This window comes from Sphingopyxis sp. JAI108 (assembly GCF_013410105.1).
Classification (GTDB): domain Bacteria; phylum Pseudomonadota; class Alphaproteobacteria; order Sphingomonadales; family Sphingomonadaceae; genus Sphingopyxis; species Sphingopyxis chilensis.
Genome location: NZ_JACCCJ010000006.1, coordinates 82,037 through 101,116 on the forward strand (window position 1 = coordinate 82,037; position 19,080 = coordinate 101,116).

General features: G+C 65.6%; 18 protein-coding genes, 1 tRNA gene and 2 riboswitches. Of the genes, 17 read left to right on the forward strand and 2 right to left on the reverse strand.

Annotation, left to right across the window (positions count from 1 at the left end; genetic code table 11):
• The first annotated feature begins 26 nt into the window (after positions 1 to 26).
• From ftsZ to HDC29_RS19035, 12 genes are all read left to right on the forward strand, one after another.
• On the forward strand, positions 27 to 1,478 hold the full coding sequence (gene ftsZ, locus HDC29_RS18980) for a cell division protein FtsZ (protein ID WP_179499864.1): 1,452 nt from the start codon (positions 27 to 29) through the stop codon (positions 1,476 to 1,478).
• A gap of 61 nt (positions 1,479 to 1,539) precedes the next feature.
• On the forward strand, positions 1,540 to 3,288 hold the full coding sequence (locus HDC29_RS18985) for a tetratricopeptide repeat protein (protein WP_179499865.1): 1,749 nt from the start codon (positions 1,540 to 1,542) through the stop codon (positions 3,286 to 3,288).
• Positions 3,285 to 4,457, forward strand: coding sequence for a deoxyguanosinetriphosphate triphosphohydrolase (locus tag HDC29_RS18990; RefSeq protein WP_179499866.1), 1,173 nt, complete (start codon positions 3,285 to 3,287; stop codon positions 4,455 to 4,457). The genes HDC29_RS18985 and HDC29_RS18990 overlap by 4 nt, the downstream gene beginning before the upstream one ends.
• Positions 4,450 to 5,097 (forward strand): NAD-dependent dehydratase, encoded by a 648-nt coding sequence (locus HDC29_RS18995; protein ID WP_179499867.1) that lies wholly within the window; start codon positions 4,450 to 4,452, stop codon positions 5,095 to 5,097. The genes HDC29_RS18990 and HDC29_RS18995 overlap by 8 nt, the downstream gene beginning before the upstream one ends.
• A 59-nt stretch (positions 5,098 to 5,156) precedes the next feature.
• A riboswitch (glycine riboswitch) is annotated at positions 5,157 to 5,247 on the forward strand.
• Positions 5,248 to 5,371: riboswitch (glycine riboswitch) on the forward strand.
• 52 nt (positions 5,372 to 5,423) lie between these two features.
• Positions 5,424 to 6,548, forward strand: a complete 1,125-nt coding sequence (gene gcvT, locus HDC29_RS19000) for a glycine cleavage system aminomethyltransferase GcvT (protein ID WP_179499868.1) — start codon at positions 5,424 to 5,426, stop codon at positions 6,546 to 6,548.
• 3 nt (positions 6,549 to 6,551) lie between these two features.
• Positions 6,552 to 6,923 (forward strand): glycine cleavage system protein GcvH, encoded by a 372-nt coding sequence (gene gcvH, locus HDC29_RS19005; RefSeq protein WP_179499869.1) that lies wholly within the window; start codon positions 6,552 to 6,554, stop codon positions 6,921 to 6,923.
• 39 nt (positions 6,924 to 6,962) lie between these two features.
• Entirely contained in the window at positions 6,963 to 7,769 is an 807-nt protein-coding gene (locus HDC29_RS19010; protein ID WP_179499870.1) for a glycosyltransferase family 2 protein, read from the forward strand.
• A gap of 12 nt (positions 7,770 to 7,781) precedes the next feature.
• Positions 7,782 to 9,140, forward strand: coding sequence for an aminomethyl-transferring glycine dehydrogenase subunit GcvPA (gcvPA, locus tag HDC29_RS19015; RefSeq protein ID WP_179499871.1), 1,359 nt, complete (start codon positions 7,782 to 7,784; stop codon positions 9,138 to 9,140).
• A gap of 32 nt (positions 9,141 to 9,172) precedes the next feature.
• A complete protein-coding gene (gene gcvPB, locus HDC29_RS19020) occupies positions 9,173 to 10,681 on the forward strand; it encodes an aminomethyl-transferring glycine dehydrogenase subunit GcvPB (protein WP_257018407.1) in 1,509 nt (502 codons plus the stop codon).
• 31 nt (positions 10,682 to 10,712) lie between these two features.
• Positions 10,713 to 11,159, forward strand: a complete 447-nt coding sequence (locus tag HDC29_RS19025) for an ABA4-like family protein (protein WP_179499873.1) — start codon at positions 10,713 to 10,715, stop codon at positions 11,157 to 11,159.
• A complete protein-coding gene (locus HDC29_RS19030; protein ID WP_179499874.1) occupies positions 11,156 to 11,791 on the forward strand; it encodes a DUF938 domain-containing protein in 636 nt (211 codons plus the stop codon). Before HDC29_RS19025 ends, HDC29_RS19030 begins: the two co-directional genes overlap by 4 nt.
• A gap of 101 nt (positions 11,792 to 11,892) precedes the next feature.
• Complete coding sequence (locus tag HDC29_RS19035; RefSeq protein ID WP_179499875.1) at positions 11,893 to 13,452, forward strand: fatty acid--CoA ligase; 1,560 nt, start codon at positions 11,893 to 11,895, stop codon at positions 13,450 to 13,452.
• Between the two features lie 238 nt (positions 13,453 to 13,690).
• Here HDC29_RS19035 and HDC29_RS19040 read toward each other — a convergent pair whose 3' ends face one another.
• Both HDC29_RS19040 and HDC29_RS19045 read right to left on the reverse strand, forming a co-directional pair.
• Positions 13,691 to 14,314, reverse strand: coding sequence for a glutathione S-transferase family protein (locus tag HDC29_RS19040; RefSeq protein ID WP_179499876.1), 624 nt, complete (start codon positions 14,312 to 14,314; stop codon positions 13,691 to 13,693).
• A complete protein-coding gene (locus HDC29_RS19045) occupies positions 14,311 to 15,255 on the reverse strand; it encodes a DMT family transporter (RefSeq protein WP_179499877.1) in 945 nt (314 codons plus the stop codon). Before HDC29_RS19045 ends, HDC29_RS19040 begins: the two co-directional genes overlap by 4 nt.
• Before the next feature lie 92 nt (positions 15,256 to 15,347).
• On the opposite strand from HDC29_RS19045, the gene HDC29_RS19050 reads away from it, so the two are divergent.
• From HDC29_RS19050 to HDC29_RS19070, 5 genes are all read left to right on the forward strand, one after another.
• Positions 15,348 to 15,423, forward strand: a tRNA-Trp gene (locus HDC29_RS19050).
• Positions 15,424 to 15,855: 432 nt separating this feature from the next.
• Entirely contained in the window at positions 15,856 to 16,077 is a 222-nt protein-coding gene (locus HDC29_RS19055) for a hypothetical protein (protein WP_179499878.1), read from the forward strand.
• Positions 16,078 to 16,296: 219 nt separating this feature from the next.
• Positions 16,297 to 16,974: a response regulator transcription factor gene (locus HDC29_RS19060; protein WP_179499879.1), complete on the forward strand. Its 678-nt coding sequence runs from the start codon at positions 16,297 to 16,299 to the stop codon at positions 16,972 to 16,974.
• A 52-nt stretch (positions 16,975 to 17,026) separates the two neighbouring features.
• Positions 17,027 to 18,019, forward strand: coding sequence for an ATP-binding protein (locus HDC29_RS19465; protein WP_179499880.1), 993 nt, complete (start codon positions 17,027 to 17,029; stop codon positions 18,017 to 18,019).
• 162 nt (positions 18,020 to 18,181) lie between these two features.
• Positions 18,182 to 18,937 carry a LuxR C-terminal-related transcriptional regulator gene (locus HDC29_RS19070; protein WP_179499881.1) on the forward strand — a complete coding sequence of 252 codons (756 nt, stop codon included), beginning with the start codon at positions 18,182 to 18,184 and terminating at the stop codon, positions 18,935 to 18,937.
• Positions 18,938 to 19,080 lie beyond the last annotated feature (143 nt).

Genomic DNA, 19,080 nt, shown 5'->3' on the forward strand with positions numbered 1-19,080 from the left:
GTTCGCCGCTGCAGGGAGATTATTTGATGAGCATCAATATTGGCCCGCCGCAGGTCGACGAGCTGAAGCCGCGGATCGCGGTGATCGGCGTCGGCGGCGCGGGCGGCAATGCCATCGCAAACATGATCGCGGCGCGCGTCGAGGGCGTCGATTTCGTCGTCGCCAACACCGACGCGCAGGCGCTCAACGCCTCGCCGGCCGAACGGCGCATCCAGCTGGGGACGCAGATCACCCAGGGGCTGGGTGCGGGTTCGCGGCCCGAGGTCGGGCGTGCGGCAGCCGAGGAAAGCATCGCGCAGGTCGAAGAGGCGCTGAATGGCGCGCATATGTGCTTCGTCGCGGCGGGCATGGGCGGCGGCACCGGCACCGGCGCGGCCCCCGTCATCGCCAAGGCGGCACGCGACCGCGGCATCCTGACCGTCGGCGTCGTGACCAAGCCCTTCATGTTCGAAGGCGCGCGGCGCATGCGCTCGGCCGACGCCGGCATCGCCGAGCTGCAGGATCATGTCGATACGCTGATCGTCATCCCGAACCAGAATCTCTTCCTCGTCGCCAACCCGAACACGACCTTCAAGGAAGCGTTCACGATGGCCGACGAAGTGCTCCAGCAGGGCGTCCGCGGCATCACCGACCTGATGGTCATGCCCGGCCTGATCAACCTCGACTTTGCCGACGTGCGCAGCGTGATGCGCGAAATGGGCAAGGCGATGATGGGCACCGGCGAAGCCGAAGGCGACGGCCGCGCGCTCGAAGCGGCGCAGAAAGCCATCGCCAACCCGCTGCTTGACGGCGTGTCGATGGCGGGCGCAAAGGGCGTCATCATCTCGATCACCGGCGGCGAGGACATGCGCCTCATGGAAGTCGACGAAGCCGCGAACCATATCCGCGAACTGGTCGATCCCGACGCCAACATCATCTGGGGCAGCGCCTTCAACGACAGCCTCGATGGCAAGATCCGCGTGTCGGTCGTTGCCACAGGTATCGACGGCACAGGCGAGGCCGCACAGGCCGCGCCTGCCACGCGCAGCTTCTCCTTCGCCCCCGCGCGCGCCGCGGCGCCCGCTCCGGTGGCCGAAGAGGTCGTCGAGCCGGCGGTGCAGGAAGAGCCTGTCGCCGAATCGCCCGTCCAGCAGGACAATGACCCGGCGCCGGGTTTCTCGCTCGGCGATTCCGGCGAAGCTCCGGCTCCGGCGGCCGAGGAAGAGCCGATGGAATTGTCGCAGGTCGCCGCGACCTATGACGATACCGCCGACGAGCTTGTCCTCGACGCGCCCGAAGCGCCGGCCGCCGATTATCGTGCGGCAGGCACCGCGGATCCCGCGCCGGCCGAATCGCCCGCGCGCTCGGTGGGCGGGGGGACGCTGTTCGAACGCATGTCGCGGCTCTCGCGCGGGGCATCGACGCCCGACGCCGAAGAGGCCGGCAAGGACGACGGGGTCGATATTCCGCGCTTCCTCGGACGGCAGAACAACCAGTAACGGGGCTATCGAGCGGCCGCCCGCCGGGCAACGGCAGGCCGGAGATCGGGATGAGTTGCCCATGCGGCAGGTGAAATTGACGGCGAAGCCGGTGCGCGCACGGCCGTGGGTCGGCGCGCTCGGGGCGCTGTTGCTGGGGACGGCTGCCTGTCCCGCCGTTCATGCGCAGGTGACGCCGCCCGACGCCGCGACGCAGGCGGCGATGCAAAAGCGCGCCGCCGCGCGGACCTTGCTGTCGTCGTCGCTCGCCCGCATCGCTGCGAACAACAGCGATGTGTCGGCCTTGCTTGACGCCGGCCGGGCGTCGATCGACCTCGAGGATTATCGCGCCGCGCTCGGTTTCCTCGTCCGTGCCGAACAGGCGCGCCCGCGCGACGGCGCGATCAAGGCCGCGCTCGGGTCGGCGATGGTCCATATGGAAAATCCGACACGCGCGCTCGACTATTTCGGCGAGGCGCAGCTGATGGGCGCCCCCGAACGGCTGTTCCTCGCCGACCGCGGGCTCGCGCGCGATCTTCTTGGCCAGCAGGACGCGGCGCAGCGCGATTATCAGCTTGCGCTGTCGATCTCGCCCAATGAGGAATTGACCCGGCGCTATGCGCTGTCGCTCGGGATCAGCGGCGACGCCGATCGCGCGATCGCCATGCTGACCCCGCAACTGCGCGCGCAGGACCGCGGCGCGTGGCGGCTACGCGCGATGATCCTCGCGATGAACGGGCGCGACAAGGAAGCGACCGATATCGTCAATGCGACGATGCCGCCCGCGATGGCGCAGAATATCACCCCCTATCTCGTCCAGTTGGACCGGCTCAATCCCGCGCAGCAGGCCGCGGCGGCGCATTTCGGCCGCTTCCCGAACGGCCAGCTCGGCCCGAAACGCCCGCCGGTGCAGGTCGCGGCGGCATCCTCGCCGCCGCCGGCGGCAGCGCGCAAGCCGGCGGCGGACGATCGACGGCGGCCCGCCGCGGCCGTGAAACCGGCGCCATCGCCGGCGCCCGCGCCGGTAGCGGCCACCCGCAAACCGGATCCGGATCCGGCCCCGGCCGCGCGTTCGCCGACGCCTTCGCCCCCCGCTCAGGTCGTCCGACCGGCCGATCCACCCGCATCGCCCCCCGCTCAGGCAGCGGTGAGCCGACCCGATCCGGCCCCGGCGCGCGCCGCGCCGGCGTCCGAACCGGTCGGCGCCGCCGTCGATGCCGCGAAGGGCCTGATTGGTCCCGGTTTCTCGATCGCCGACGTGGGGCGTTCGACCCCGGCGGTTTCGCAGCCCGGAAGCCCCCCGCCATCCGCCGCGACGAACGCCGCCGTTTCGGCTCCGCTCGCGTCGCTTGCCGACATCGTCGGGTCGATCGAAATTCCCGCCGCCGAACTCGCGCCGTCCGACAGTGCGGTCGGCGCCGACACGCTTGCCCGGCTGCTGGAGGACAAGCGCAGGGCCGAGGCGGCCGAAGCGGCGAAGCGCGAGAAGGAGGAGGCGGCCGCCAAGGCGAAAGCAGAGGCGGACGCCAAAGCGAAGGAAGAAGCCGCCAAGAAAAAGGCGAACCCTGCGCGCATCTGGGTCCAGATCGCCACCGGATCGAACCTCAAGGCGCTCGCCTTCGACTATAACCGGTTCGCCAAGCGCAACGCAGCGCTGTTCAAGGGCAAGTCCGGATCGACCGCCGAATGGGGCCAGACGCGGCGCCTGCTCGTCGGACCATTTCCCAATCGCAAGGCGGCGCAGGACTGGCTCGGCGACTATAAAAAAGCCGAAGGCGACGGCTTCCTCTTCGACAGCGATGTCGGCGAAACCGTCGATCCGCTCAAGTGAGCCTGGCGCGCTGCTCCAGCGATCCCGCACATAGTCGCGGGCGCCGCTACTCCGAACCCGGCCGCGTCGTGCGCGGGCCGCGCGACGATTTCCAGCGCGACCGCGACCGCATCATTCACTCGATCGCCTTCCGCCGCCTGCGCCACAAGACGCAGGTGTTCGTCGCGCCCGATGGCGATCATTATCGCGTTCGCCTGACCCACAGTATCGAGGTCGCGCAGATCGGTCGCGGCATCGCGCGCGCGCTCGGGCTGAACGAGGATCTGACCGAGGCGCTGTGCCTCGCGCACGATATCGGCCATCCCCCCTTCGGCCATGCGGGCGAGGACGCGCTTAAGGCCGCGATGGCGGCGCACGGCGGTTTCGATCACAACGGTCATACGCTGCGCACGCTCGCACGGCTCGAATGCCCCTATCCGCTGTTCGACGGGATCAATCTGACCTGGGAGACTTTGGAAGGGCTCGCCAAGCACAACGGCCCGGTCGCGAACCCCGGCTGGGCGCTCGCCGAAATCGACGGCGATTTCGGACTCGATCTCGCCAGCCATGCCAGCCTCGAGGCGCAGGTCGCGGCAATCGCCGACGACATCGCCTACGACAATCACGACATCGACGACGGGCTGCGCGCCGGCCTGCTCGACCTCGACCAGTTGATGGCACAGCCCTTCGTCGCCGCCAATTATCGCGCGGTAGAGGGGCGTTTCCCGGGCGCGCCGCGCGACCGGCTGCTGCGCGAACTCGTCCGCGACCAGATCGGCGCGATGGTCAACGACGTGATCGCCGCCACCGCCGCCAATGTCGCCGAGGCCGGGGTCGCAAGCGTCGAGGAGGTCCGCGCGGCGGGGCGGACCCTCGGCGGCTTTTCGGCAGAGCTGGCGGCGCAGGAACGCGAACTCAAGCGCTTCATGTACGCCAACCTCTATCACCACCCCGAACAGCTTGCCGCCGCCGAGGCCGCGAATCAGGTCGTCGCCGACCTCTTCGCCGCCTATGCCGCCGATCCCCGGCTGATGGGCGCGGACTGGTCGGCGCGCCTGCCCGGTGAAGAATGCGCGACAAGCCGGCATATCGGTGATTATATCGCCGGCATGACCGACCGCTTCGCCATCGACCGCTATGCCGACATTTTCGGCCGCGACGCGGTGCCCGCCGCGCTGGCGCATGCCTGACGCGCTGATCGTCGGCGCGACCGGGATGGTCGGGCGCGCGGTGATCGATCATTTCGGCTCCGCGCCCGTGACCATACTGGCGCGCCGCCCTGTCGCGGGGCTTGCCCCGCATCACAAGGAACTGGTCGCTCCGCCCGAACGCTGGGCCGATATCATCGCCGCCGAAAAGCCGGCGATTCTTATCTCCTGCCTTGGGACGACGATCCGGCAAGCGGGATCGCAGGCGGCGTTTCGCGCCGTCGATCACGATCTCGTCCTCGCGGCCGCGCGCGGCGCAAGGGCGGGCGGCACGCCGCACATGATCGTCGTCAGCTCGGTCGGGGCGGCGGCGAAGAGCGGCAATTTCTATCTGCGAACCAAGGGGCAGACCGAGAACGATCTCGTCGCGCTCGGCTTCGACCGCCTCGATCTCATCCGTCCCGGTTTGCTCCGCGGCGAGCGTCCCGGGCCGCAGCGCCTCGGCGAAGGATTGGCGACGATCGCCGCGCCGCTGACCGACGCGCTGCTCCACGGCCGCTTCCGCCGCTACCGCTCGATTTCGGGCGACAAAGTCGCGGCGGCGATCGTCGCGCTTGCCGGCCAAAGGGATTCGGGCGTGTATATCCACGAAAACGACGCGATCCGCGCGGTCGCCGATTGACTCCGCACAGGGGGAGCGCCAAGGCTCGCGGCGTCTGTCGGGTTCCGCCAAGGGATTCGACCGGCCGCGCGGGAGAGCGTGGGGGCAACCCCGCCACCGAAGGAGCAACCGCCCCGGAAACTCTCAGGTCAAGCGGACCGCGCGGGCTGGAACGGACACTCTGGAAAGCGTTCCGGCTGTTTCCGCCGGAACCACCGAAGGGGTAACTCCATGCCCAACCTCGACGAGGGCGCATGGAGGAAAACTCTCAGGTTCCCGTGACAGAGGGGGCATGGCACAGGGCGGCACCCGGCCGCGTCTTGCCGTGTCAACGACGGGAGTGCGATATGCGCGAAGATGAAGAAATTCCGGTCGAAACGGCGACGTTGCCGCTCGACGCTTGGCACCGCGCGAAGGGCGGCCGCATGGTCGAGTTCGCCGGCTACTGGATGCCGATCCAGTATGAAGGCATCATGGCGGAACATCTCTGGACCCGCGAAAGCGCCGGCCTGTTCGACGTCAGCCATATGGGGCAGCTTGCCCTGTCGGGTGATGGCATCGCGGAAGCGCTCGAAACGCTCCTTCCCGGTGATATTTCGGGCTTGAAACCCGGACGGATGCGCTATTCGCTGCTCCTCGATGACGACGGCGGCATCCTCGACGACCTGATGATCACCAACGAGGGCGATCAATATGGCATCGTCGTCAACGGCGCGGTGAAGTGGGAAGATATCGGCCACCTGCGCGAAAATCTGCCCGACGATATCACGCTCAACCATAATGAGGATTATGGCCTGCTCGCGCTGCAGGGCCCGAAAGCGGTCGATGCGCTCGCGCGGCTGGTTCCCGAAGCGGCAAATCTCGTCTTCATGCAGGCGACCCGCGCGACCTGGGCTGGCCACCAAATAGCTCTCAGCCGTTCGGGCTATACCGGCGAGGATGGCTTCGAGATTTCGCTGCCCAACGAGGCACTGACCGCCTTCGCCGACGCGCTGTGCGCGATGGAAGAGGTCAAGCCGATCGGCCTCGGCGCGCGTGATTCGCTGCGGCTCGAAGCCGGTCTGCCGCTCTATGGCCATGACCTCACCCCGGCGATCGACCCCGCCGAAGCCGATCTCGGCTTCGCGGTGAGCAAGCGCCGCCGCGAGGAAGAGAATTTCCCCGGCGCGGCGCGCATCCTCGGCCATCTGGAAGACGGCCCGCCGCGCAAGCGCGTCGGGCTCACCGTCGATGGAAAGCTGCCGGTGCGCGAGGGCGCCAAGCTGTTCGACGGCGAGGACGAGATCGGCGTCGTGACGTCGGGCGGCTTCGCCCCCAGCGTCGGCGCGCCGATCGCGATGGGTTACGTCCCGCGCGACCATGCCGTGCCCGGCACCGCCATCGCGGCGGAGGTGCGCGGCAAGCTGGTCCATTGCACCGTCACCGCCATGCCATTCATTCCACACCGCTATGTGCGCAAACAGGGAGCCTGATCGATGCCGCGTTATTACACCGAAGAACATGAATGGATCGACGTCGATGGCGACGTCGCGACGGTCGGCATCACCGACTTCGCGCAGGGGCAGCTTGGCGACATCGTCTTCGTCGAGGTTCCCGACACCGGCGCCGAATTGAGCGCGGGCGGCGATGCGGCGGTGGTCGAATCGGTGAAGGCCGCGAGCGACGTCTATGCGCCCGTCGACGGCACCGTGACCGAAGGCAATGGCCAGCTCGAGGAAGACCCGGCGCTCGTCAATTCGGACCCCGAGGGCGAGGGCTGGTTCTTTCGCATGACGCTGTCCGACAAGGGCCAGCTCGACGGCCTGATGGATGCAAAGGCCTATAAGGCCTTCTGCGACGCCCTGTAACCGATCGCCCCTCCCGCGGGCGGGAGGGGGAGGGATGCGATGACCGACGCCGCGCCAGCCAATTGCCGCCTGATGGTGGCGACGCCGATCTATGACGGCGCGCAGGGCACCTATGTCCGCGCGGCGCTCGACCTTGCGATGGCGGCGCAGCGGCGGGATATGCCCGTGCGGTTCGAGCTTATTCTGCATGAAGCCCTGGTCCACCGCGCGCGCAGCCTGCTCGCTGACCTCTTCATGCAGAGCGATTGCACCCATCTGCTCTTCGTCGATGCGGACATTGATTTCGCGGCGGCCGACATTTTCGCAATGATCGAGGCGATGGCGGGACGGCCCGACTGCGCCATGCTTGGCGCTGCGGTGCCGCGCCGCACGGTCAACTGGTCGCAGGTTGCGCGCGCCGCTGAGTGCGGGCTGGCAAAGGATAATGCGGCCGACCTTGCGCGCTATGCCGGTGATTTCGCGCTCAGTTTCCTGAACACCGACGAACGCTTCGCGCTGACCGACCTCGTCGAACTGTCGCAGCTCGGTACCGGGCTGATGCTGATCCGCCGCGACGTCGTCGAGACGCTCTGCGCGCGGCACCCCGAACTCGCTTTTCGCACCGAAGCGCGCGACCGGCAGGGAACGGGTGTACGCGAAAATGTTCATGCGCTCTTCCTGCCAGAGATCGACCGCCCGAGCGGACTGATGCTGTCGGAAGATTATGCTTTCTGCCGCCGCGCGCGCGACGCGGGGTTTCGGATCTGGCTCGCGCCCTGGGTCCGCACGACGCACAGCGGCCCCGCCACATTTCGCGGATCGCTGGCCGATCTCGCGCCGCTTTTTTCTTCCTCTTCCGATAGCTGACCGGAGTATTTCATGCGTTATCTCCCTCTCACATCCGATGACCGCGCGGCGATGCTGGGCGTGATCGGCGCGTCGTCGATCGACGATCTGTTCGCTGATGTCCCTGCCGAAGCACGGCTCGATGGTCCGATCGCGGGCCTGCCGAACCATGCGAGCGAGTTGGCTGTCGAACGCCACATGGGCGCGCTCGCGCGCGGCAGCCGCGCGGCGGGTGAGGGGCCCTTCTTCCTCGGCGCCGGCGCCTATCGCCATCATGTGCCCGCCAGCGTCGATCACCTGATCCAGCGCGGCGAATTCCTCACCGCCTACACCCCCTACCAGCCCGAAATCGCACAGGGCACGCTCCAGATGCTGTTCGAATTTCAGAGCCAGGTCGCGCGGCTGCTAGGCACCGACGTCGCCAATGCATCGATGTACGATGGCTCGACCGCCTGCTGGGAAGCGATCGTGATGGCGCGCCGCATCACCAAGCGCGCCAAGGCCCTGCTCTCGACGGGCCTTCACCCCCATTATCGCAGCGTCGCGCGCACGATGGCGAAATATACCGGCGACGTTCTGGTCGATGGTGACCCGAGCCTCGAAGCCGGCACCGACTGGGCAGCGCTCGCAGACAGCATCGACAAGGAGACGAGCTGCGTCGTCGTGCAATATCCCGACATCCTCGGCCGCATCGACGACATGACGAAGCTGGCCGAAGCCTGTCAGGCTGCGGGAGCGCTGCTGATCGCGGTCGTCACCGAACCCGTCGCGCTCGGCCTGATCAAGTCGCCCGGCGAAATGGGCGCCGATATCGTGGTGGGGGAGGGGCAATCGCTCGGCGTCGGCCTCCAGTTCGGTGGGCCCTATGTCGGCCTCTTTGCGTGCAAGACCAAATATGTGCGCCAGATGCCCGGCCGCCTCTGCGGAGAGACCGTCGACGCCAATGGCAAGCGCGGCTTCGTGCTGACGCTGTCGACGCGCGAACAGCATATCCGCCGCGAGAAAGCGACGAGTAATATCTGCACCAATTCAGGGCTCTGTGCGCTGGCCTTCAGCATCCATATGACATTGCTCGGCGAAGCGGGCCTGCGCCGGCTCGCGGCGATCAACCATGGCCGGGCCAAGGCGGCCGCCGCGGAACTGGCGAAGGTTCCCGGCGTGTCGGTGATGAACGACAGCTTCTTCAACGAGTTCACGCTGCTGCTTCCGACCGCGGCGCGCCCCGTGATTCACAAGCTGGCCGAGAAGGACATATTGGGCGGCGTCTCGCTCGGCCGTCTCTATCCCGACAACGCCGGCCTCGAAAACGGCCTCGTCGTCGCCGTGACCGAAACCGTGACCGAGGCGGACATTGCCGCCTTCGCCGCGGCCCTGAAGGAGGTGCTGGCATGACCGCGCTCAATCGCGCCGGCTGGCGCCCCGAAATGAACGCCGCCGGCGGCGCCGACGACAATGTCACCTTCACCGGTAACCGCGCGCTGATGCTCGAAGAGCCGTTGATCTTCGAAATCGGCGGCGCCGACACCACCGGCGTCGACTTCGACGAGGACGCGCCCGGCGCCGACCTCGGCGCGCTCGCGCGTTCCGCGCCGATCGGCCTGCCGGGGCTCAGCGAGTCCGAAACGGTGCGCCATTATACGCGGCTGTCGCGTCAGAATTACGCGATCGACCTCGGCCTCTTCCCGCTCGGCAGCTGCACGATGAAGCACAACCCGCGCCTCAATGAAAAGGTCGCGCGGATGCCGGGTTTCGCCGACGTCCACCCGCTCCAGCCGCAGGAAACGGTGCAGGGCGCCTATGCGGTGATCCACCAGCTCGCCGAATGGCTGATCACGCTCACCGGCATGCACAGCGTCGCGATGTCGCCCAAGGCGGGGGCGCATGGCGAATTGTGCGGTATCCTCTGCATCAAGGCAGCGCTCGAAGCGCGCGGAGAAGACCGCCGCGTCATTCTTGTCCCCGAAAGCGCGCACGGCACCAACCCGGCGACCGCGGCCTTCGCGGGCTTCACCGTCGAGGATATTCCGGCGACCGAGGCGGGCCGCGTCAATCTCGAAGCGTTGAAGGCGCGTCTCGGCCCCGATGTCGCGGGGGTGATGATCACCAACCCCAACACCTGCGGCCTGTTCGAGCGCGACATGAAGGCGATCTCGGACGCGGTCCATGCGGTGGGCGGTTATGTCTATTGCGACGGCGCCAATTTCAACGCGATTGTCGGCCGGGTGCGCCCCGGCGACCTGGGTGTCGATGCGATGCACATCAACCTCCACAAGACCTTTTCGACCCCGCATGGCGGCGGCGGCCCGGGCTCGGGTCCGGTTGTGTTGTCGGAAGCGCTCGCGCCGTTCGCGCCGCTCCCCTTCGTGACGAAGCAGGGCGATGCGTTCCGCCTGATCGAAGAGGAGAGCGCAGGCGAGGATCATCCGCAGAGCTTTGGCCGCATGACCGCCTTCCACGGCCAGATGGGCATGTTCACGCGCGCGCTGACCTATATCCTCAGCCACGGCGCCGACGGCTTGAAGCAGATCGCCGAGGATGCGGTGCTCAACGCCAATTATGTGCTGCGCAGTCTCGAAGGCGTGCTCGACGCGCCGTTCGCCACCTCGGGCCCGTGCATGCACGAGGCGCTGTTCAGCGATAAGGGGCTTGCCGAAGGCTTCTCGACGCTCGACATCGCCAAGGGGCTGATCGACGAGGGCTATCATCCGATGACCGTCTATTTCCCGCTCGTCGTCCATGGCGCGATGCTCGTCGAGCCGACCGAGACCGAATCGAAGGCGGCGCTCGACCAGTTCATCGGCGCGCTGCGCAGCATCGCGATGCGTGCGAAGAACGGCGACCCTGCGTTGAAGAGTGCACCGCATTTCGCGCCGCGCGCGCGGCTCGACGAAACGCTCGCGGCGCGCAAGCCCGTGCTGGCGTGGGAGGGGTGATCGCCGACATCGGCAAATGGGGGAGATTGAGATGAGCTGGGATAGTCTGTTTCTGCTGGCAAACTACTGGGCGTTCGCCGCATGGATCGCGCTCGCCTTTCTGCCGCGCGGGCCGAAGACACTGGCGCTCATCCTCTATCTCGGCGTCGCGCTCCTCTGTCTGGCCTACACCGTGCTGATCGTCGGTTTCGTCACGGGCGGCATCGATGCGGGCGGGGCGGGCGGAGGCGATTTCACGACGCTCGCTGGCGTGATGAAGCTGTTCGACAGCCCCGGCGGGGCGACGCTCGGCTGGGTTCATTATCTTGCCTTCGACCTGTTCACCGGCATGTGGATCGCGCGCGATGCCGACCAGAAGGGCTTCAGCCGTATCGTCCAATTGCCCATCCTGTTCCTGACGCTGATGGTCGGGCCGGTCGGCCTGTTCGCCTGGCTGATCGTCCGTGAGCGGCGCGCGCGGGCACAGGCGAAAAAATGACGTCGCAGCCGTGGATGCCCGGCGACGGCGGCGAGGCGGACAAGCGCCACGCCCCCGCCACGCTGCGCAATCGCGATGCGATCGCGGCCGTACTCGCCGACTGGCTGCCCGCATCGGGGACAGTGCTTGAAGTCGCGAGCGGATCGGGTGAGCATGCCGTCCATTTCGCCTCGACCTTCGCGCACCTCGACTGGCAGCCGAGCGATCCCGATCCCGCCGGACTGACGTCGATCGCGGCTTACCGCGCAGAAGCCGCGCTCCCGAATTTGGGGGCGCCCGTCGCGCTCGACGCGTCGGCGTCCCAATGGCCGATCGAGCGCGCCGACGCGATCCTCTGCATCAACATGGTCCACATCAGCCCGTGGGAAGCGACGCTTGGCCTGTTGGCGGGTGCGGCCAGACTGCTCGCCCCCGGCGCGCCGCTGATCCTCTATGGCCCTTATACCGAACCCGATGTGCGGACCGCAGAGAGCAACCTTGCCTTCGACGCCAGCCTGCGGAGCCGCGATCCGGCTTGGGGGCTGCGCGATGCCGACGCGGTCAAGGCGGCCGCCGCCGACGCCGGCATTGCCTTCACCGAGCGTCGCGCGATGCCCGCGAACAATCTGATGCTGCTCTTCCGCCGCACCTGACGGACCTGACAGGATCGGCGATCGGCGCTTTACCTCGCGCCCGCAGCCGCTAGCGTTCCTCCAATTGCGCGCAAAAGACGCGATTCGAGGAGAGAGAGGCGATGGGCCGCGACGTTTCGGAACTGTTTACGTTCGACGAATTCCTGACCCACTGGGCCGCCGAGCGGCCCGACCGGGTGGCGCTGCGCGAAGAGGATCGCGTCTACAGCTATGCCGAACTCGACGAACTGACCGCGCTGGCGGCGTCGGCGCTGATCGCGGCGGGGCTGCAGAAGGGCGACCGGATCGCGTGGATCGGCAAGAACAGCGATCTTTATTTCACGCTCTTCTATGGCGCGGCGCGCGCCGGCATCGTGATGGCACCGATCGGCTGGCGTTTGTCGCCCACCGAATGGGCGTTCATCGTCAATGATACGCAGGCGAAGATGGTCTTCGCCGGACAGGGGTTCGAGGGACTGGCGGATCAGCTTGCTGGCAAGCTTGCGAACGATCCGGCGATCGTAAGCGCGACCGACGCATGGGCGATGATCGAGGGTGCGGCGCGCATCCCCTTCGAACCGTCGGGCGCGAACGACGCGGTGCTCCAGCTTTATACCTCGGGAACCACGGGTAACCCCAAGGGCGCCGTCCTCTCGAACCGCAACCTCTTCGCGCTCCGTAAGCATTCGAGCACGCTCGACATGCCCTACACCAAATGGGACGATGACGAGGCGGTGCTGGTTGCGATGCCGTGCGCGCATATCGGCGGCACCGGGCTCGGCATCATGGCGCTCGCGGCGGGACTCCCCGGTATCATCCTCGCCGAATTCAATCCCGACGGGGTGTTCGACGCGGTCGAGCAGCATGGCGTGACGCGCTTTTTCATGGTCCCCGCGGCGCTCCAGATGCTGCTGATGCACCCGCGCTGCGCCAGCGTCGATTACAGCCGCCTCAAATATATCCTCTATGGCGCCGCGCCGATCCCGCTCGAACTGCTGCGCCAGTGCATCCAGGTCTTCGGTGCCGATTTCATCCAGGCTTATGGGATGACCGAGACCACCGGCACCATCTCGATGCTGCCGCCCGAGGATCATGATCCGGCGGGCAATGCGCGGATGCGCTCGGCCGGCAAGGCGCTGCCCGGGGTCGAAATCGTCATCCTCGGTCCTGACGGCCAGCCGGTTCCGACGGGCGAGGTCGGCGAAGTCGTGACGCGTTCGTCGAACAATATGCTGGGCTATTGGAACCTGCCCGACGCGACCGCGAATACGATGACCGACGACGGCTGGATCCGCACCGGCGACGCGGGCTATCTTGATGCCGACGGCTATCTTTTCATCCACGACCGGATGAAGGACATGATCATCACCGGCGGCGAGAATGTCTATCCCGCCGAGGTCGAAAGCGCGATCTTTGGCCATCCGGCGGTTCAGGAAGTCGCGGTGATCGGCATCCCCGATCCGAAATGGGGCGAGACGGTGAAGGCGGTGGTTGTCGCCAAACCCGGCACCGGCGTCGAGGAGGCCGACATCATCGCTTGGGCGCGCGAACGCATCGCGCCCTTCAAATGCCCGCGCAGCATCGACGTGATCGAGGCGCTGCCGAGGAACGCGAGCGGCAAGATTTTGCGCAAGGACCTGCGTGCGCCCTATTGGGAAGGCTATGAGCGGATGGTGAATTGAGCGGCGGCTTTCGACCGGAAGTAGTTACCAGCCCAAATGCACTGGGAATGGCTCCATTTGCGGTTGGCACATCGACGGTGAGAATGTGAAAGCCAACCTCATCGCCGCCCCATAAATTGGCCCCACATCCGGCCTTTCACGCGACCTACACCCCCGAAAGGCCGATGCGTTTTCCTCGTTGGCTTTGCCATGCACGGGGGCACGGAGGGCTTCACCTTATAGGTGGAGCCCTTTTCCGTTAAGCGGAGGCTGTCTGCCGCTGCCGCGCGTGCCGGAAACCGTCGCGCGCCATGCAGCGGCCCAGCCACGCCTTGGTCGCATCGCCCAGCACATCGTCGGCGCCCAAAGTCGTCGCGAGGAAGGCGGCATAGCCGATCACGATGTCGGCGATGGTGAAGCGCCCCGCGACCAGCCACTCGCGCCCGTCGCCCAGCGCGGCCTCGATGCTTTTCGCGCGGCCGCCGAAGAAGGCTTTGTAATCCGCGACTGCTTGGCTCAGCCGCCGCTCCTCGGGCTCGACGCGCGTGTAGCGGATCATGATCGCGAGCGGGAAGGTGAGGGTCGCGTCGCTGCGGTGCAGCCAGTTGCGATAATCCCAATAATCCGCCTCGTCACGGCGCACCTCGAGCGGCGTCCCCTCGGCGATGCGTTCGCAGATCGCCGCCGATTCCGTCATCAGCCGTCCGTCCTCGACCCAGCCGGGGATCGTCATCAGCGGGTTCACCGCGCGATAATCGGGCTCGAACGCGCGCGGCGGGAATTTCAGCAGCCGGAGGTCGACGTCGATCCCCGCTTCCTCGACCGCCCACAGGCAGCGCAGCGAGCGCGCGTCGGGACAATGATACAGGATAGGGCGCGTCATGCTGCAACCTCCTTCGGCCGCGCGATATGGCGGCGATGCTCGCGCCATGCGATGAACAGGCCCGAGGCGATGATGAGCGGGGCGCCGACCCAGGTCGTGTCGGCCGGCAGGGTGCCAAAGAACCACCAGCCGGCGGCGATCGCCCAAAGCAGGCTCGAATAATCCATCGGGATCACCACCGACACGGGCGCGAGGCGCAGCGCGCCGGTCAGCGACATCTGGACGACCGCGCCCAGGAAACCGAGCCCGATCAAGAGCAGCCATTCGTGGCCGCTATGCGGCGTGATGACGAAGGGCAGGGCGATGCCGAGCGGGATCATCGACAAGAGGCTGAACCAGAAGACGATCGTCGCGGCATTTTCGGTGCGGCCCAGGTCGCGCACCGCAATCGTGATCAGCGCCGTCATGATCGCGCCGGTCAGCGCGACGAGCGTGCCGACGCCGTGCGTCCCGCCGAAGCCGCCCGCGAAGCCCGAAAGCGGGTCAAGCACGACGAGCACGCCGACGAAGCCGACGATCACCGCGCTCCAACGCTGCCACCCCGTCGCCTCGCCGAGCAGCAGCGCCGCGAAAATGACCGCGAAGATCGGCACCGAGAGGCTGATGGTCGTCGCCTCGGCCATCGGCAGCAGGATCATCGCGCCGAAATTGCACGCCATGCCGGTCAGGCCCATCAGCATGCGCCGCGCGTGCGCGCCGATCCGCTGCGTCCTGAGCAATGAGAGGCTGCCCGTCGCCACCACCCATGCCAGCAGGAAGGGCAGCACGAGCGCCTGTCGCCAGAACAGGCTTTCGACGACATGGATTCCCGCCGCGTCGATCTTTTTGACCAGCACGAACATCAGCGACAGGCTGACCATCGCGAGCAGCCGCAGGGCGATCCCGCCCAGATAATGCTGCGGAGGTCCGTCGAACGGGGTGGATGATGGCGCGTCGCTCATGCGAAATCGCGCATATCAGTCCGGCTCGCACGCGCAAGCCGTCATCCCCCTTGCCCCGTCCCTCCAATCGGGCTAGTGGCGCACTCCGGCCTAGGGGTATAGCTCAGTTGGTAGAGCATCGGTCTCCAAAACCGAGGGTCGCGGGTTCGAGTCCTGCTGCCCCTGCCAGGACCGCGTCCCAGGACGTCCCAGAGAGGCCCAGCGCGTCTCTCGAAAATCAGAAAATCAGCGGGTTATGAGTAAGGGACGTCCCATGATGTCCCCCCCTGCTCCCCTTGCAGTTTGAGTCGATTGTTGGTGTCAAATGGCGCTGACTACCAACACTGGTGAGCCTGGGAATCGAACTCGCGACGTGTCGGGTAGGAGGTAGCAACATGTTTACCAACGTTGCCATCGACGCCTTCAAGCCAGCCGGGAAGCCATACAGGAAGGTGAACGGGACGAGTTCGAAAATCTCGATGGGCCCGAACCAGTGTGGCGCCTCTCGCCTGAGCGAATGAAAATGCGATCAGAGCACTTGGTTCGCTACGGCGGCAAGCGCTGGGCCTGCTCGACGAAATCCGCGATCTCAATGTGTATCGTGCTGCAGGCAATATGCGCTTGGGCCGTTATCTTTTCCCGGCGCCAATTGCGAAGACGCTGGTGATCAGCGAAAATCGAATGATCGACATCATGTACCGGATGGCGCTTCGCGGAAAGGCAACCGTCCAAGGCTTTCGTGGCCTCGCAAGCACAGTTCTCAACGGTTGTGCCGCGCTTTATTTCATATGTTTTCGTATAAAATTGCTTGATTCAGAAAATGGACGAATCGAATATGGTTGAATATCGGTAATTTCGACGACCTTTTTCTTGGGGACTTTTCTGAACCTCTTAGGCCGATGTCAGCGGCTATGTCCGGCGGGCTGGCCGATTGTCTTGATTTTACCGATAATGAGTTCATAATCAGCAAGTCTTGCGATTAGTAACCAGGCACGCCGGAGGATGATTTTTCGGGTGTTGCTTGGCCAGGCCGTAGGGGGCCCCGCTGCCGAACAGTATCACATGCGCGTCCTGATCATAGAGGATAACAGCCGTCTGGCGGCGCTCATTTCCGAGGGTATAGCTCGGCACGGATTTAGCGGGGACGGTGTGGCGAGTATCGACGAAGCCGAAGATTCGCTCGCCAGCGCGACCTATGATGCGGTTATTCTGGATCTGGGGCTCCCTGACGGTGACGGACTTGACTGGCTGCGCCGCGAAAGGCCGAAACGACCGCTCCCGCCCGTTTTGATCCTCACCGCGCGCGATGGCATGGGCGATCGTGTCGCCGGCCTTGACGCGGGGGCCGACGACTATCTTGTCAAGCCCGTCGAAATGGAGGAGCTGGCTGCCCGACTCCGCGCGCTCCTGCGCCGTCCGGGAACGCGCGAGCTGCCGGTCATCCGGGCCGGAAGGCTGGCGTTCAACGTGGCGACGCGAACGGCTCGGAGCGGCGACCATGCTATCCCGCTGACACGTCGCGAAGCCGATTTGCTGGAGTTGCTCATTCGCCGGGCCGGCACCGTCGTTCGGCGGTCGTCGATCGAAGACGCATTGTATCGCTTTGACGAACCGGTGACGCCGAATGCGGTCGAGGCGACCGTGTCCCGGCTCCGCCACAAGTTGAGCGAAGCCGATCGTCCGGACATGCTCATCACGGTCCGGGGAATGGGCTATTTACTCAGGGATTGCGGAGATTAAGGCGCCGCATTCGGTCTCGCGCCGCCTGACGCGTGGTCTCGCCTGGACGGGGGTGTTCGGGGGCCTTGCGCTGATCATCTTTGTCAGCTTTGATGTGGAGGTTATGCTCGAGCAGAGGACCGCAGCGGACGGCTGGCGGGGCGAATGGCTTGAAATCGGCGAGCATGTCGTCCTGCCGCTTCTCTTGCTGATGGTGCCGATGTTTTTCGCCGCGAGATGGGTTATTCGAACATCGCTCGCTCCGTTGGGCGCGGCGGCCGCACACATGGATTCGGTGCTCGGCACCGACCGCGGATTTCGCGTGAATCTCGACGAATTCCCGCTCGAGGTTCAGCCATTCGCGCGCGCGCTGAACGATCTTCTGGCGCGCCTTGATGATGCGGCCGGGCAGCGCGAGGCCTTTGCCGCCAATGTGGCCCACGAACTCCGAACGCCATTGGCAATACTGATGATCGAACTCGACCGGTTGGGATCGCCAGATGCTCACCGGCTGAAAAAGGATGTGGCGGCGATGAAGCGGCTTGTCGGCCAGATCATGATGATGGCCCAGATGGACGTTTATCTGGAGGCGCCAATCCCCCGAAGCCGCATTTCCCTTCCCGACGTCGCGATGGAAGTGGCAAACCGCTTTGCGCCGCTGGCGGCGGAGCAGGGCAGACATGTGGCGTTGGCGGTCGAAGGCAAGCCGATGGTTTCGGGAATCAGGGAGACGCTTGCGGCAGCGCTTTCAAACCTGTTGGAAAATGCGTTGCGGGTGACCCCCGAGGGCGGGACGGTTGTGATCTCTATCGGTCCCGACGCCCGACTATGTGTAAGGGACGAGGGGCCCGGCTTGTCGGCGGCGGAACTGGCCGCGCTCAGTCATCGGTTTGCTCGCGCCGATCACGCCAGCGTGGGGGGGGCGGGGCTTGGCCTTGCGATCGTGGCGCGGATCGCAGAAATCCACCACGCCGCATTGGTGACGGATCCTCATCGAAGAGAAATATGTCTGCTATTTCAAGATGACGAACATTTAGTGGGATCGGGCGCTCTCGATCGGAACTGATCGTCAGGTTGGCGTCAGCTTGGGGGCATAGGCTCAACTTTGACCGAATCGTTTCATAATTGGAGAAAAGCCTTCCTGCACGGGTCGCGGCGGCGGGAAAAGGTCAAGCGGGAGTATGTTTGTCGGCGCGTGCCTAGGCAAGTACCCGTGGGGGGCAAATCCGTGGCGAAAGAAACATGTGAGATTTTGGTTGCGGATAGCCATCCGCTTTGCCGCGAAGGCCTGACCACGCTTTTTTCGCGAAATCTCGGTCGATCCGACCTGGTCGAAGCCTGGGACTTTCCGTCCGTCATCGCCACGATTGCGGCGCGCCGGTCGATCGGCCTTGTAACCATCGATCTCGGCCTGCCGGGAATGCACAAGCGCGAGGGCTTGCGCGATTTGCGCGTCAAATATCCCGAGGTCCGCATTGTCGTGGTAACCGCGTCCCGCGACCGCGAAATCGTGCTCGACGCGCTGGGCGCTGGCGTCCACGGCTATATTCCAAAAGATTTTTCGGTCCACGAAATGGCGGAAGCGTTAAGCAAGGTGCTGGCGGGGCAGATTTATGTTCCTCCGTTTCTTTCCGACCTGAATGTCCGCAAGGCGAATGTCGCGGAGGAGGAGGGCGGCGCACACGAGACGGCGCTGACCGGACGCCAGTTCGAAGTGCTGCACCTCCTCGCGGCTGGGCGCTCGAACAAGGAAATTGCCCGGCTTCTTTGCATCGCGGAGGGAACGGTCAAGGTCCATATTGCCGCGGCCTTTCGTATGCTGGGTGTCCATAACCGGGTCAGCGCTGTGGCGGTGATGCAGGCGCGGGCGTTCAACGGCAGTCCCGACCAGAAATATCTGCCTGGCCTTATCGAAGAGAGCCGCGGAAAGCCGATGTTGCAACGCAACTTCAGCGGGCTGTCCCAGATATATTACAGGCGTTGAACCAGGCTTCACCGTCACGCGCCGGCGCAGCGCGAAACCAGATTTCTTCCGTTCTTCCTTTGCTTTGCTGACTTGTCGTCGGAATTTCGCACGCGTCTTCGCTGATCGCTCACTATATATAAAGTACTATGTCTATTGCGACA